General features: G+C 53.0%; 12 protein-coding genes and 4 pseudogenes. 5 read left to right on the top strand and 11 right to left on the bottom strand.

The features are described 5' to 3' along the window. Nucleotides 1–300 (bottom strand): annotated as a pseudogene (locus tag BHE85_RS00675) (transposase); the annotation flags it as partial. A 58-nt stretch (nt 301–358) separates the two neighbouring features. On the opposite strand from BHE85_RS00675, the pseudogene BHE85_RS00670 reads away from it, so the two are divergent. The 3 genes and pseudogenes from BHE85_RS00670 to BHE85_RS00660 all read left to right on the top strand — a co-directional run. Next, nucleotides 359–553: pseudogene (locus BHE85_RS00670) on the top strand (tyrosine-type recombinase/integrase); the annotation flags it as partial. A 20-nt stretch (nt 554–573) separates the two neighbouring features. Beyond that, entirely contained in the window at nt 574–1,275 is a 702-nt protein-coding gene (gene mlrA / locus BHE85_RS00665; protein WP_032324646.1) for an HTH-type transcriptional regulator MlrA, read from the top strand. 59 nt (nt 1,276–1,334) lie between these two features. Further along, the gene (locus BHE85_RS00660; RefSeq protein WP_001216963.1) at nt 1,335–1,442 is read left to right on the top strand and encodes a protein YohO; all 108 of its coding nucleotides are present in this window, start codon (nt 1,335–1,337) and stop codon (nt 1,440–1,442) included. On the opposite strand, the gene yehW is transcribed toward BHE85_RS00660, so the two are convergent. The 5 genes from yehW to bglX form a co-directional block, all read right to left on the bottom strand. Then, entirely contained in the window at nt 1,423–2,154 is a 732-nt protein-coding gene (yehW, locus tag BHE85_RS00655) for a glycine betaine ABC transporter permease YehW (protein WP_000783135.1), read from the bottom strand. The two genes, BHE85_RS00660 and yehW, sit on opposite strands and share 20 nt — an antisense overlap. Before the next feature lie 4 nt (nt 2,155–2,158). Next, nucleotides 2,159–3,085 carry a glycine betaine ABC transporter ATP binding protein YehX gene (gene yehX, locus BHE85_RS00650; RefSeq protein ID WP_000569353.1) on the bottom strand — a complete coding sequence of 309 codons (927 nt, stop codon included), beginning with the start codon at nt 3,083–3,085 and terminating at the stop codon, nt 2,159–2,161. Next, nucleotides 3,078–4,235, bottom strand: coding sequence for a glycine betaine ABC transporter permease YehY (gene yehY, locus BHE85_RS00645; RefSeq protein ID WP_000220832.1), 1,158 nt, complete (start codon nt 4,233–4,235; stop codon nt 3,078–3,080). Before yehY ends, yehX begins: the two co-directional genes overlap by 8 nt. A 6-nt stretch (nt 4,236–4,241) precedes the next feature. After that, nucleotides 4,242–5,159 (bottom strand): glycine betaine ABC transporter substrate-binding protein OsmF, encoded by a 918-nt coding sequence (osmF, locus tag BHE85_RS00640; protein ID WP_001131276.1) that lies wholly within the window; start codon nt 5,157–5,159, stop codon nt 4,242–4,244. A 251-nt stretch (nt 5,160–5,410) separates the two neighbouring features. Continuing rightward, nucleotides 5,411–7,708: a beta-glucosidase BglX gene (bglX, locus tag BHE85_RS00635; RefSeq protein WP_000871458.1), complete on the bottom strand. Its 2,298-nt coding sequence runs from the start codon at nt 7,706–7,708 to the stop codon at nt 5,411–5,413. A 195-nt stretch (nt 7,709–7,903) separates the two neighbouring features. On the opposite strand from bglX, the gene dld reads away from it, so the two are divergent. Continuing rightward, a complete protein-coding gene (dld, locus tag BHE85_RS00630; RefSeq protein WP_000097394.1) occupies nt 7,904–9,619 on the top strand; it encodes a D-lactate dehydrogenase in 1,716 nt (571 codons plus the stop codon). A 38-nt stretch (nt 9,620–9,657) separates the two neighbouring features. Here dld and pbpG read toward each other — a convergent pair whose 3' ends face one another. After that, a complete protein-coding gene (pbpG, locus tag BHE85_RS00625) occupies nt 9,658–10,590 on the bottom strand; it encodes a D-alanyl-D-alanine endopeptidase (RefSeq protein ID WP_005005231.1) in 933 nt (310 codons plus the stop codon). A gap of 173 nt (nt 10,591–10,763) precedes the next feature. Then, entirely contained in the window at nt 10,764–11,351 is a 588-nt protein-coding gene (locus BHE85_RS00620) for a Yip1 family protein (RefSeq protein WP_001295454.1), read from the bottom strand. A gap of 169 nt (nt 11,352–11,520) precedes the next feature. On the opposite strand from BHE85_RS00620, the gene BHE85_RS00615 reads away from it, so the two are divergent. After that, nucleotides 11,521–12,099, top strand: coding sequence for a DedA family protein (locus tag BHE85_RS00615; RefSeq protein WP_001296821.1), 579 nt, complete (start codon nt 11,521–11,523; stop codon nt 12,097–12,099). A gap of 129 nt (nt 12,100–12,228) precedes the next feature. Here BHE85_RS00615 and BHE85_RS00610 read toward each other — a convergent pair. The 3 genes and pseudogenes from BHE85_RS00610 to BHE85_RS00600 form a co-directional block, all read right to left on the bottom strand. Beyond that, nucleotides 12,229–12,989, bottom strand: a pseudogene (locus tag BHE85_RS00610) (SDR family oxidoreductase). A 52-nt stretch (nt 12,990–13,041) separates the two neighbouring features. After that, nucleotides 13,042–13,893: pseudogene (locus tag BHE85_RS00605) on the bottom strand (TolC family protein); the annotation flags it as partial. Nucleotides 13,894–13,908: 15 nt separating this feature from the next. Further along, a partial coding sequence (locus tag BHE85_RS00600) for an IS1 family transposase (protein WP_001393844.1) occupies nt 13,909–14,142 on the bottom strand: 234 nt, incomplete at its 5' end.

Genomic DNA, 14,142 nt, shown 5'->3' with positions numbered 1-14,142 from the left:
AACGCGTATTTTTCAGCGACTCCTGTGCAAAATACGCTGTTGCTTTTTTAATATATCTCGCTCAAGGCGAGCTTCATTTAACGCCTTACGCAGTTGCAGAATTTCAGATTCCAGTTCAGCCACCGTGCGGGAACCAGGAGTACCGAGCCCTTTTCTGGCGGCGGTAACCCATTGTCCTAAAGTGCCTTCAGGAAGGGATAATCGGGAAGCGCCTTCACTGATCGAAAGTTGATTTTCAAGAACCGTTCTGACAGCTTCGGCTTTGAACTCTTTAGAGTAACGTTGGTTTTTTCTGCTCATTATTAGCTCCTTCTGATGCCATTCTATTTCAGGAAGGAGTGTCCGTTAAACTCAGGCTACCTCAGCATGCTGGTCACTTGCCGCAGGAGCTAATCCTAGTTTTATCGCAAGCCAGATGGGCCACACAAACGCACAAATGGTATTCAATGTTTACGGAGCATGGATGAAAGACAACAATCACGAACAGATAGAACTTCTTAACAGAAGACTATCTGAAAGTGTCCCATGCATGCCCCATAAGAAAGCGGGGTAAAATAAAAACTTGCAAAATCAATTGGTTTACCTTTAATCCCTGTCACGTTACGCGCGTGGCAGAGGCGTTACGGGTTGCTGAAACCGCAACGGACAGACGGCGGTCATCGACTGTTCAACGATGCCGATATTGACCGGATCCGCGAGATCAAACGCTGGATCGACAACGGCGTGCAGGTCAGCAAAGTTAAAATGCTGCTCAGTAATGAAAATGTTGATGTGCAGAACGGCTGGCGCGATCAGCAAGAAACATTACTGACCTACCTGCAAAGCGGCAATCTGCATAGCCTGCGAACGTGGATCAAAGAGCGCGGTCAGGATTACCCCGCCCAGACACTCACCACACATCTGTTTATTCCTCTGCGCCGACGGCTTCAGTGCCAACAACCGACTCTCCAGGCGCTGCTGGCGATCCTCGACGGCGTACTGATCAACTACATCGCCATTTGTCTGGCTTCGGCACGTAGAAAACAGGGTAAAGATGCGCTGGTGGTTGGCTGGAATATTCAGGATACCACCCGTCTGTGGCTGGAGGGCTGGATTGCCAGTCAACAAGGATGGCGCATTGATGTCCTCGCCCACTCGCTCAATCAACTACGCCCTGAACTATTCGAAGGCCGTACATTGCTGGTGTGGTGCGGTGAAAATCGAACCTCCGCCCAACAGCAGCAACTCACCAGTTGGCAAGAACAAGGCCATGATATTTTCCCACTCGGCATTTAATGATTCGTTAACAAATGCGCTTTACTGTACAATCCTTTCGTTAACATAAGGAGTGCAATATGCGCATAGCTAAAATTGGGGTCATCGCCCTGTTCCTGTTTATGGCGTTAGGCGGAATTGGTGGCGTCATGCTCGCAGGTTATACCTTTATTTTGCGTGCTGGCTAAGCGCCTGCACCAGCCTTTCAAACAGGCGGTCTGCAATGATCGCCGCCAGTGCCACCAGTAACGCCCCCTGGATCACATACGCGGTATTAAATCCGCTAAGCCCGATGATGATGGGCGTACCCAGCGTGCTGGCCCCTACCGTTGAGGCGATCGTCGCCGTACCAATGTTGATAATCACCGAAGTTCGCACGCCCGCCAGAATCACCGGAGCCGCCAGCGGTAGCTCGACCTTACGCAGTCGCTGACCACGACTCATTCCCATACCTTTCGCAACTTCTGTCACGCTGGCATCAATCGCTCCCAGCCCGGCAAGTGTCGCCTGCAGGACGGGCAGCACACCGTAAAGGATCAAGGCGATAATCGCTGGTTGCAGACCAAAGCCGATCACCGGAACGGCAATCGCCAGCACTGCGACAGGCGGAAAAGTCTGTCCAACGGCGGCAATAGTTTCCACCAGTGGGCGAAATTCCGCGCCCCACGGGCGAGTGACAGCAATTCCGGCACCAGTGCCAATGATCACCACAAACAAACTCGAAATTCCCACCAGCCAGAAATGAGCCAGTGCCAGAGCTGCAAAACTTTCTTGCTGATAAACGGGTCGTGGCAGTTGTGGGAACAAGGCAGCAAACAGCGGCTGGCTGTAAGGCAGCCAGAAAATCAGTGCCACAAACAAAGCAATGAGCCAGAACAGCGGATCGCGCAACATCTTCATACGCTTACGCCTCCTCCAGCAGATCCTGAAAATGCAGCGTGCCGCAAGGCTGGCCCTGCGTGTTCACCACCGGCAGCACCTCGCATCCCCGCGCGACAAACAGGGAGAGCGCATCGCGTAGCGTCATCTCTTCTGCCAGTGCCTCACCTTCTGCCCGTTCTTCGCGACACACGTAATCCGCCACACTACGTAACGAAAGCAGGCGCACACCCAGTTCGCTGCGCCCAAAAAACTGGCGGACAAAATCGTTTGCCGGACGAGTCAGCATCGTCAGCGGATTGCCCTGCTGCACCACTTCACCGTGATCCATCAATACCAGATGTTCTGCCAGCCGTAGCGCCTCATCAATATCATGAGTGACCAGCACAATGGTACGCCCCAGCAAACGGTGAATGCGCGTCATCTCTTGTTGCAACGCGCCGCGCGTTACCGGGTCCAGTGCGCCAAAAGGTTCATCCATCAGTAAGACTTGCGGATCGGCAGCCAGTGCGCGCGCCACTCCCACACGTTGCTGCTGACCACCGGAAAGCTGATGCGGATAACGCTCACGTAAATTTGACTCCAGCCCCAGTAGCGCCATTAATTCGTCGATACGATCGTCAATCCGCGCCCGCGACCATTTTTGTAATTGCGGCACGGTAGCGATGTTTTGCGCCACGCTCCAGTGGGGGAACAGGCCAATAGATTGAATGGCATAGCCCATCCGGCGGCGCAACTCCAGTACTGGCAGCGAGCGAATTTCTTCTCCGGCAAAGCGGATCACTCCGCTGTCATGCTCCACCAGGCGGTTAATCATTTTCAGGGTGGTGGATTTGCCGGAGCCAGATGTGCCAATCAGCACCGAAAAACTCCCTTCCTGAAAATTGAGATTGAGATCGTTAACGGCTTTTTGTGCGCCGAACAGTTTGCTGACATGGCTAAATTCAATCATTACGTTTCACCTTCAGCAGTGCGATAAGCAAATCGAACAGCGCGTCGGTAAGCACCGCCAGAACAATTACCGGGATCACCCCCAGCAACACTAAATCAATGGCGCTGCTTAGCAGCCCCTGGAAAACCAGCGCACCAAAACCGCCTGCGCCGATTAACGCCGCAATCACCGCCATACCTACAGTTTGCACCATCACCACCCGCAGGCTGCGCAGAAATACCGGTAACGCCAGTGGTAACTGAACATGCAGGAATCGCTGCGCCCCGCTCATGCCCATCGCTCTGGCACTCTCCAGCACATCGCGCGGGATCTGGTTCAAACCGACTACCACGCCGCGCACCAGCGGCAGCAAGGCATAGAGCACCAGCGCAATCAGTGCGGGTGTCATTCCGGTTCCTGCTATGCCGAGCTTCCCCAGCCACGGAAAGGCCGTCACCAGCGCGGCAAGCGGCGCAATCAACAGGCCAAAGAGCGCCACCGAAGGCACGGTCTGAATGACATTGAGCAGAGAAAAAATTGCCCCCTGCCGAGCAGTGGAAAAGTAGCACCAGATGCCCAACGGCACACCAATCACTAACGCAGGCAGCACCGCACCAAACAGCAACGTCAGATGTTGTGCCAGCGCGTCGTCAAACACATCCTGACGGTTGGCGTATTCTTTCATTAGTGAGAGATCGTTAAGCGTGCCGGAGTACAGCAACCACAGCGGAATAATGGCAATCTGCATATGCAACAACCAGCGCCACAGCGGATGCGTGGAGATTCGGCGGATGGCATCGCTACAGGCCAGCAATGCCAGCGCCGCAGCCAGCCAGAAACCACTGCCGAGGCTGGTACGCGCCAGCGCACTGCCATTTTGCGCCAGTTGTGTCGCCGCCTTTCCCGCGCCCCACACCAGCAATACGAAGACGAATTGCGCCAGAATGAGTGCACAAATGCTGCCTTTTTTACCGGGAATAAAACAGGCCGTCAGCCAGGCGCAACCAACGCCCACCAGCATCCAGATCGTTTGCGGCCACAGCTGCCAGAGATGACGCCCCTCACCCGAAACTAAACGATTAGGCGCGTAACTGATAAACGGCAGCGCCGCTGCGATTGCCGTCAGCAACAGCAGCAGCGCCAGAACAGGATTAATACGGAAATAAGTCACGGGAAATTACTTCGTCCACCCTTTTTGTTTCAGGTAGTCGGCAGCCACTTTTTTGGCATCCAGTCCTTCCACAGCAATGCTGGCATTCAGTTGCTGCAATGTTTTTGCATCGAGGCTGGCGAAGACTGGCTGTAGCCACTGTGCCATTTGCGGATACTCCTTCAACACCGACTCACGCACCACTGGTGCAGGCGCGTAGATAGGTTGCACACCTTGCGGATCGCTTAAGGTTTGCAGCCCCAGCGCCGCTACCGGGCCGTCAGTGCCGTAAGCCATTGCAGCATTAACGCCAGAGATTTGCTGGGCAGCGGCTTTGATCGTCACCGCCGTGTCGCCACCAGCCAGTGACAGCAACTGATCCTGACCGAGCTTAAAGCCATAGGCTTTTTCAAACGCGGGTAACGCATCGGCGCGTTCGATAAACTCTGCCGAGGCTGCCAGTTTGAAGGTGCCGCCCTCTTTCAGATAACGACTCAGGTCGGCAAGCGAAGTGAGTTTATTTTTCTCTGCCACATCCTGACGCACGGCGATAGTCCAGGTGTTATTTGCAGGCGCGGGCGTCAGCCAGATTAACTTGTTGTGCTCCGAATCGAGCTTTTTGACTTTCTCGTAACCTTGCTGCGCGTTTTTCCACGCTGCATCGTTTTCATCTTTAAAGAAGAAAGCGCCATTGCCGGTATATTCCGGATAGATATCCAGTTCACCGGAAGTAATCGCCCCGCGCACCACAGGAGTCGTTCCGAGTTGCACTTTATTCACCGTCGGTACGCCGTGGCTTTCCAGCACCTGCAAGATGATGTTGCCGAGTAGCGCGCCTTCGGTATCGATTTTTGAACCGACTTTAACGGGGGAAGCCGCCTGTAGCGGCAGGCTCACGGCTGCCAACATAACCAGTGAACCTGCCCAGACCTTTGAGAGTGGCATGATGCTTTCCTCATTCTTTTACTGTTGTTTTCAGCGAATTAAGAGAAAAGCATAGTTGATAATGACAGAGTTAGCCTGAGCGGAAGGATTCAGTTGCAGAATCAGATAAATACTTAAAGGGCATATTTTGCCCGGCGTTTCTTGCCGGATGCGGCGTAAACGCCTTATCCGGCCTACAAAGGTCGAAAATTCAGCAAGTTAAGATATGAACATCAGGCAAAGGGCGCAAACGTCGCGCCCTTACTAAAGCATTACAGCAACTCAAACTCGCCTTTCTTAACGCGTGCGGAATCAGTGCCGATAAAGACATTGAACTTGCCAGGCTCGGCGTCATATTTCATCTGTTGATTCCAGAACTTCAGCGCCTCGATATCAATCGGGAAGCTGACAGTCTGAGTTTCGCCCGGTTTCAGGGTGATTTTCTCAAAGCCTTTCAGCTGCTTCACTGGACGGCTCATGGAAGCCGTCACATCCTGCAAGTACATCTGTACTACCGTGGCCCCTTCGCGTTTACCGGTGTTCGTCACCTGCACGCTGGCCGTCACTTTGCCGTCACGCTTCATGGTCGGCGCAGAAAGTTTCACATCAGAGACGGTGAAAGTGGTATAGCTCAGACCATAGCCGAACGGATAAAGCGCCCCGTTAGCTTCATCAAAATAACGCGAAGTGTATTTGTTCGGCTTGTCGGCATTATACGGACGACCGGTGTTCAGATGGCTGTAGTACACCGGGATCTGCCCGACAGAACGCGGGAAGGACATCGGCAGCTTGCCGGACGGGTTGTAATCGCCAAACAACACATCGGCAATTGCATTACCGCCTTCAGTCCCCGCAAACCAGGTTTCCAGAATCGCATCAGCCTGCTGATCTTCTTTCACCAGCGCCAGCGGACGCCCGTTCATCAGCACCAGCACCAGCGGTTTACCGGTGGCTTTCAGCGCCGCAATCAAGTCACGTTGGCTTTGCGGAATAGTGATATCGGTACGGCTGGAGGCCTCGTGCGCCATCCCCTGTGCTTCACCGACCACAGCCACCACCATATCAGATTGTTTCGCCGTCTGCACCGCTTCATCAATCATCTCTTGCGGCGAGCGCGGATCGACTTTGACCGCTTCTTCATACTGATTCAGGAAATCGATAATGCCTTTGTCACTGGTAACGTTCGCCCCTTTGGCATACAGCACTTTACCGTTTTCACCGACGGCATTTTTAATCCCGGTCAGTACGGTCACGGATTGATCGGCAACACCGGCTGCGGACCAGCTGCCCATCACGTCGCGTTTACTGTCCGCCAGTGGCCCAACCACCGCAATGGTGGCCGATTTTTTCAGCGGTAACGTTTCGAGACGGTTTTTCAGCAACACCAGGCTTTCGCGCGCCACTTCACGTGCTTCTTTACGGTGCAGGCGGCTTTCGGCATTGGTATCCACCGGGTCAGACTCTTTCGGCCCCAAATGGCTGTATGGGTCGTTAAACAATCCCATATCATATTTAACGTTCAGTACATGGCGGGCAGCATCGTCCAGCTCTTCCATCGTCACTTTGCCGGATTTGATCAACCCAGGCAGATACTTCGAGTAATACTCGTCGCTCATACTCATGTTGATTCCGGATTTCAGCGCCACGCGCACCGCATCTTCCGGGTCTGCCGCCGTGCCATGTTTAATCAGCTCTTTGATTGCACCGTGATCGGAAACGGTGATGCCTTTAAAGCCCCACTGGTCGCGCAGAACATCTTTCAGCAGCCAGGAATCGGAGGTGGCTGGCGTGCCGTTCAGCGAGTTCAGCGCCACCATCACCGCGCCGCTGCCTGCGTCCAGCCCCGCTTTGTACGGCGGCATATAATCATTAAACAGGCGCTGCGGACTCATATCGACGGTGTTGTACTCTTTACCGCCTTCTACCGCGCCGTATGCGGCAAAGTGTTTGACGCTGGTCATCACCGAGTAGCGATCTGCCGGGCTTTTACCCTGCATCGCTTCCACCATGGTTTTACCCATTGTTGAGGTGAGATACGTATCTTCGCCAAAACCTTCGGAAGCACGTCCCCAGCGCGGATCGCGCGAGACATCGACCATCGGTGCCCAGGTCATATTCAGGCCATCATCTGCCGCTTCATAAGCAGAGACACGTCCGACCGTTTTCACTGCATCGAGGTTAAAAGACGAGGCCAGACCGAGGCTAATCGGGAACACCGTGCGCTGACCGTGCAGCACGTCGTAAGCAAAGAAAAGAGGAATTTTCAGGCGGCTTAATTCCATCACCTGATCCTGCATGGCGCGGATATCCTGACGGGTTACGGTGTTGAAAATCGCCCCAACCTGACCGTCTTTGATCATCTCGCGGATCGCCTCTTTCGGGTTATCCGGGCCGACGCTGATTAAGCGCAGCTGACCAATTTTCTCATCAACTGTCATTTTCTTAAGCAATTCGGTGACGAACGCATCCCGCGCTTCGGGCGTGAATGGATGGTTGCCGAATAAATCATCCGCCAGTGCTGGCTGCAGGGCCAGACTCACCGCGATTCCTACTGAACATAGCCATTTCATATGGATTTTTCTTCCTCTGTTGCCCGACGAGGCAGCGAAAATGGTGCAAAAACCGTAGTTTGCCATAAGCATGATGGAGAGAGAAAAAGAATGCTCAGTTTATTGTCTGAATTTTCAAAATATTCACTCGCTGAATTGTCATACAAGGCGCTATTCTAGTTTGTGATATTTTTTCGCCACCACAAGGAGTGGAAAATGTCTTCCATGACAACAACTGATAATAAAGCCTTTTTGAATGAACTTGCCCGTCTGGTCGGTCATTCACACCTGCTCACCGATCCCGCAAAAACGGCCCGCTATCGCAAGGGCTTCCGTTCTGGTCAGGGCGACGCGCTGGCTGTCGTTTTCCCTAGCTCACTACTGGAATTGTGGCGGGTGCTGAAAGCCTGTGTCACCGCCGACAAAATTATTCTGATGCAGGCTGCCAATACAGGCCTGACCGAAGGATCGACGCCAAACGGTAACGACTATGATCGCGATATCGTGATCATCAGCACCCTGCGTCTCGACAAGCTGCACGTTCTTGGCAAGGGCGAACAGGTGCTGGCCTATCCGGGCACCACGCTCTATTCGCTGGAAAAAGCCCTCAAACCGCTGGGACGCGAACCGCACTCAGTGATTGGATCATCGTGTATAGGCGCATCGGTCATCGGCGGTATTTGTAACAACTCCGGCGGCTCACTGGTGCAACGTGGCCCGGCGTATACCGAAATGTCGTTATTCGCGCGTATAAATGAAGACGGCAAACTGACGCTGGTGAACCATCTGGGGATTGATCTGGGCGAAACGCCGGAGCAGATCCTTAGCAAGCTGGATGATGATCGCATCAAAGATGACGATGTGCGTCACGATGGTCGTCACGCCCACGATTATGACTATGTCCACCGCGTTCGTGATATTGAAGCCGACACGCCCGCACGTTATAACGCCGATCCTGATCGGTTATTTGAATCTTCTGGTTGCGCCGGGAAGCTGGCGGTCTTTGCAGTACGTCTAGATACCTTCGAAGCGGAAAAAAATCAGCAGGTGTTTTATATCGGCACCAACCAGCCGGAAGTGCTGACCGAAATCCGCCGTCATATTCTGGCTAACTTCGAAAATCTGCCGGTTGCCGGGGAATATATGCACCGGGATATCTACGATATTGCGGAAAAATACGGCAAAGACACCTTCCTGATGATTGATAAGTTAGGCACCGACAAGATGCCGTTCTTCTTTAATCTCAAGGGACGCACCGATGCGATGCTGGAGAAAGTGAAATTCTTCCGTCCGCATTTTACTGACCGTGCGATGCAAAAATTCGGTCACCTGTTCCCCAGCCATTTACCGCCGCGCATGAAAAACTGGCGCGATAAATACGAGCATCATCTGCTGTTAAAAATGGCGGGCGATGGCGTCGGTGAAGCCAAATCGTGGCTGGTAGATTATTTCAAACAGGCCGAAGGCGATTTCTTTGTCTGTACGCCGGAGGAAGGCAGCAAAGCGTTTTTACACCGTTTCGCCGCTGCGGGCGCAGCAATTCGTTATCAGGCGGTGCATTCCGATGAAGTCGAAGACATTCTGGCGTTGGATATCGCTCTGCAGCGTAACGACACCGAGTGGTATGAGCATTTACCGCCGGAGATCGACAGCCAGCTGGTGCACAAGCTCTATTACGGCCATTTTATGTGCTATGTCTTCCATCAGGATTACATAGTGAAAAAAGGCGTGGATGTGCATGCGTTGAAAGAACAGATGCTGGAACTGCTACAGCAGCGTGGCGCGCAATACCCTGCCGAGCATAACGTCGGTCATTTGTATAAAGCACCGGAGACGTTGCAGAAGTTTTATCGCGAGAACGATCCGACCAACAGTATGAATCCGGGGATCGGTAAAACCAGTAAGCGGAAAAACTGGCAGGAAGTGGAGTAAAAATTACGGATGGCATAGTATCGCCATCCGTCATTCACTTAATCGTTCTGTGCCGTCTGCCCCGCCGCCGCCATTTGGGCGGCTTTTTGTTTTTTATAGCTCAACGCTGCTGCTGGAACAGGCATCACTTTACCGGTTTCAATCCAGGTACGCAGGCGGCTGGCATCGGCAAAATGGGTATATTTGCCAAACGCATCCATCACTACCAGCGCCACCGGTTTATTATTGATAACCGTACGCATCACCAGACAATGGCCCGCCGCATTGGTAAAACCGGTTTTGGTTAACTGAATATTCCAGTTATCGCGATACACCAGATGGTTAGTATTGCGGAACGGCAGCGTATACGTCGGGTTAGAGAAGGTTGCCATATCTTCCCGGGTAGTACTTAACTGCCCGATCAACGGATATTGTTTGCTGGCAATGAGCAGTTTGGTTAAGTCACGGGCAGTTGAAACGTTATGCACCGACAATCCGGTAGGTTCAACAAAGCGCGTGTTGTTCATTCCGAGCGATTTCGCTTTCGCATTCATTGCCTTAATAAAGGCTTTGTAACCACCGGGATAATGGTGTGCAAGGCTTGCCGCCGCGCGGTTTTCTGAAGACATCAGCGCCAGCAACAGCATATCTTTACGGCTGATTTCGCTATTCAGTCGTACGCGCGAATAGACCCCTTTCATCTCCGGCGTCTGGCTGATATCCACTTTTAGTTTTTCATCCAGCGGCAGTCGTGCATCCAGCACAACCATCGCGGTCATTAATTTGCTGATAGACGCAATCGGACGCACCAGATCCGGGTGGTTCGAGTAGATCACTTTGTTGGTATTCAGATCAACAATCATCGCGCTACCGGAGGCAATTTCAGGTTGTGAAGCGGTGATAGCGGCTGCCGTTTTCGCAACGGCCTGCGGTGCCAAAGGCACAGCCAGCATCAGGGCCAGGCTAAATAAAGAAACTCGAAATTTCGGCATGATGAGCATTCAGATAGTGGTTCACGCGCACAGGTTGCGCACCGCCGGAGTAAGGATTTACTGAGGCTAGCGACGCCATCATAACGAGCAAAAAGTGCGATCGTCAAAGGAGAATCGTGAGGAAATGCTGCATTGCTGACATTTACGCCAGCAATGCAACGTCAAAGAACTTTCTAGAACAAACGATAACCGTAGCCCCATAGTATAACGGTTAGGGCGAGCAGCACTTCCAGTACCAGCACGCCAATCGCCAGCGTCGAACTAGAGAAGCTAAGGCCTTCCTCTTTGTTGATATTCAGGAAGCTCGGAATACCAAGGTAAAGCAGGTAGCCGGTGTAAAACAGCGCCACCGTGCCGACCAGCGCACACAACCAGACCAGTGGATAAAGCGCCACCAAACCGCTTAAAAACAGCGGAGTTGCAACGTAGCCCGCGAAGACCATGCAGTGCGCAAGTGACGGACGCTGCGGATAATTACGCGCCATCCACCAGATGACCCGCCCCATTACCGCAACCCCAGCCAGCATAACGCCATAAAACAGGACAGCCAGCGCCAGTCCGGTAAACCAGGATAACTTCAGGATAGTGCCATCGCCAAAATTCCAGCCAATCTGTGTAGTGCCAATGAAGGCGCAAATCACCGGAATCGCCGCCATCAGCAAAACGTGGTGGGTGTAATGGTGAGAAATCGTTTCGTTTTCGCGATTAATCACCTGCATTTCACGATCGGGATGGGAAAACAGTCCCCAGACATGGCTCATACCGCCCCCTTGTTGTGAGTTCATGAACCTGACAGTTCAAGTATAAGTCAGCTTGTGATTATTTTTTGTTCGCTCATGTAATTTGCACCGTCTGATGTACGTCCTTTTTCAGCGTGAATGATTTCCAGGGTGTATGCTTACAGGCAACCAAAGGGAGACAGACTGGCCTATGGATCTCAATACACTCATCTCACAATATGGTTATGCCGCGCTGGTGATCGGTAGCCTGGCGGAAGGTGAAACCGTGACTTTGCTGGGAGGCGTTGCGGCACATCAGGGGCTATTAAAGTTCCCGCTGGTGGTACTTTCTGTGGCGCTTGGCGGCATGATTGGCGACCAGGTGCTTTATCTGTGCGGGCGGCGGTTTGGCGGCAAGCTGTTACGCCGTTTCTCGAAACATCAGGATAAAATTGAGCGGGCGCAGAAACTTATCCAACGCCATCCGTATCTGTTTGTCATTGGTACGCGCTTTATGTATGGCTTTCGGGTGATTGGCCCGACGCTGATTGGTGCCAGCCAGCTGCCGCCGAAAATCTTTCTGCCGCTGAATATTCTCGGCGCATTTGCCTGGGCGTTGATTTTTACCACTATTGGTTACGCTGGTGGTCAGGTGATTGCGCCGTGGTTGCACAATCTCGACCAGCATTTGAAGCACTGGGTCTGGTTGATTCTGGTCGTGGTTCTGGTGGTGGGCGTGCGCTGGTGGCTGAAACGGCGCGGGAAGAAAAAGCCGGATCATCAGGCGTAAAACCATTGCCCTGGGTAAGGCGTTCGCGCCGCATCCGACATCCGGTGCACCATGCCTGATGCGACGCTTGTGCGTCTTATCATGCCTACCAAAATTTTACCCATTGAAATAACCACGCACCTCACTGCGCTATTCTGGGTTGAACTGCGGATTCGCCAACATAAAGCCGCCATCCACTATCAACGACTGCCCGGTGGTGTAATTTGCGCCCTCTGAGCACAGCCACGCTACCAGGCTGGCAATCTCATGCGTTGCGCCAAAACGCCGCAGAGGAATCGAAGGCTCCGCGTCGGGCTTCACGTCGCTGTCATCCATGCCATTCATTGGCGTGGCGATCGCCCCAGGCGCGACTGCGTTCACCAAAATCTTATGCCTGACCAGCTCCAGCGCCATCGCTTTGGTTAACCCACCGAGCGCATGTTTAGCGGCTGTGTAGGCGCTGGCATCCGGCAGCGGCGTATGTTCATGTACCGATGTAATGTTGATGATGCGACCGCCCTGCCCTTGTTTCACCATCTGGCGGGCCGCAATTTGTGAGCATAAAAATGCACCATCGACATCAACGGTAAAAATCTTGCGCCACTCATCGAAAGCCATATCAAGAAACGGCGCTTTGGTCATTGCGCCCGCATTATTCACCAGCACATCAATACGCCCCAGCCGTTGAATGAGTTTCTCCAGCGCTGCGCACCTTCTGGCAGTTTACCGAGATCCAGCTGCACGATCTCCGCACGTACGCCGTGGCTAACTACCTCACGCGCGGTATCTTTTGCCCCTTCTTCATCTGAGTGCCAGGTAATGCCAATATCAAACCCTTGCTGCGCCAGTAATAACGCGCACTCTTTGCCGATCCCCGAATCGGAGGCGGTAATAATCGCAACCTGTGCCATCGAGTTCTCCACTTAACGCTGAATAAACGTTAAGTATAGAAGGCGCATATCATCAGCGTTTGTAACCCCCGCCCAACGCACCAGTGAGTTGAATGGAGGCATCCAGCCACTGCCCTTGCAATAACAGGCCATTGGCCCGCTCACGCAGCGCGGGGATTCTGGCTTCGCTGACGCGGGAACCAGCAATGATGCCCGCGTTAAAGCGCGCCTGCGCAAGACCTACCACACGCAAGGTATCGCGCTCAATTTGCGCCTGATGCTGGTTTTTCTCCGCAAGTGTCTGAACCTGACTGGCTGCCCGCGCCACGTCATTCACCGCTTCAACCACCGCTTTGTTGTAGCTGGCGATAGACAAGTTGCTTTCGGCTTTTGCGATATCGAGATTGGCGTTAAGACGACCACTATCGAAAATGGGTAGCGTCAGGCCTGCCGTAACGCCCATTTGCTGCGCGGAATGACGGAACAGATCGCTTAAGTGCAACGCATCCTGTTGCAGGAAGGCCATCAGGTTGATGTCAGGATAAAATGCCGCTTTTGCCGCATCAATGGTGCTTAGCGATGACTCAACGTACCAGTGCGCCGCCTGCAAATCTGCCCGCCGGGCCAGTAAGGAGTACCCCAGTTCATCAGGAAGCTGGCTTGCCACTTTCGGCAACGCGACCGGTTTAAGCTTCAATGACTTTGTCTGGTTATTTGTAAGTGCGCTTAACCGTGCCTCAATAATTTTCATTTTCCCCGCGACATCGTTGAGCTGCTGCCGGGTTTTGCTGGCATTAATATCGGTTTCCACACCTTCAACTGAAGAAGTAATCCCGTTCTGATATAGCTGGCGATCGGTCGCGATAATGGTGTTCTGCTCTTTTTCTATTTGCTGCAAGACCGTGTTTAACGCCGCCTGGGTTTGGGTAATGACTCCAACTTACTGATAGTGTTTTATGTTCAGATAATGCCCGATGACCTTGTCATGCAGCTCCACCGATTTTGAGAACGACAGTGACTTCCGTCCCAGCCTTGCCAGATGTTGTCTCAGATTCAGATTATGTCGCTCAATGCGCTGAGTGTAACGCTTGCTGATAACGTGCAGCTTTCCCTTCAGGCGTGATTCATACAGCGGCCAGCCATCCGTCATCCATACCACGACCTCAAAGGCCGA

Origin of the sequence: Shigella sp. FC1567 (genome assembly GCF_001743015.1) — a bacterium.
In the GTDB taxonomy this organism is placed as follows: domain Bacteria; phylum Pseudomonadota; class Gammaproteobacteria; order Enterobacterales; family Enterobacteriaceae; genus Escherichia; species Escherichia coli.
The sequence above is the reverse complement of the archived record's forward strand: the minus strand, read 5'-3'. Positions and strand labels throughout refer to the sequence as shown.

What these genes read in the sequence shown, in the direction of transcription:
- BHE85_RS00660 (WP_001216963.1), top strand. Translation starts at nt 1,335, where the DNA reads ATGCGCATAGCTAAAATTGGGGTCATCGCCCTGTTCCTGTTTATGGCG.
- yehW (WP_000783135.1), bottom strand. Translation starts at nt 2,154, where the DNA reads ATGAAGATGTTGCGCGATCCGCTGTTCTGGCTCATTGCTTTGTTTGTG.
- yehX (WP_000569353.1), bottom strand. Translation starts at nt 3,085, where the DNA reads ATGATTGAATTTAGCCATGTCAGCAAACTGTTCGGCGCACAAAAAGCC.
- osmF (WP_001131276.1), bottom strand. Translation starts at nt 5,159, where the DNA reads ATGCCACTCTCAAAGGTCTGGGCAGGTTCACTGGTTATGTTGGCAGCC.
- bglX (WP_000871458.1), bottom strand. Translation starts at nt 7,708, where the DNA reads ATGAAATGGCTATGTTCAGTAGGAATCGCGGTGAGTCTGGCCCTGCAG.
- dld (WP_000097394.1), top strand. Translation starts at nt 7,904, where the DNA reads ATGTCTTCCATGACAACAACTGATAATAAAGCCTTTTTGAATGAACTT.
- pbpG (WP_005005231.1), bottom strand. Translation starts at nt 10,590, where the DNA reads ATGCCGAAATTTCGAGTTTCTTTATTTAGCCTGGCCCTGATGCTGGCT.
- BHE85_RS00620 (WP_001295454.1), bottom strand. Translation starts at nt 11,351, where the DNA reads ATGAGCCATGTCTGGGGACTGTTTTCCCATCCCGATCGTGAAATGCAG.
- BHE85_RS00615 (WP_001296821.1), top strand. Translation starts at nt 11,521, where the DNA reads ATGGATCTCAATACACTCATCTCACAATATGGTTATGCCGCGCTGGTG.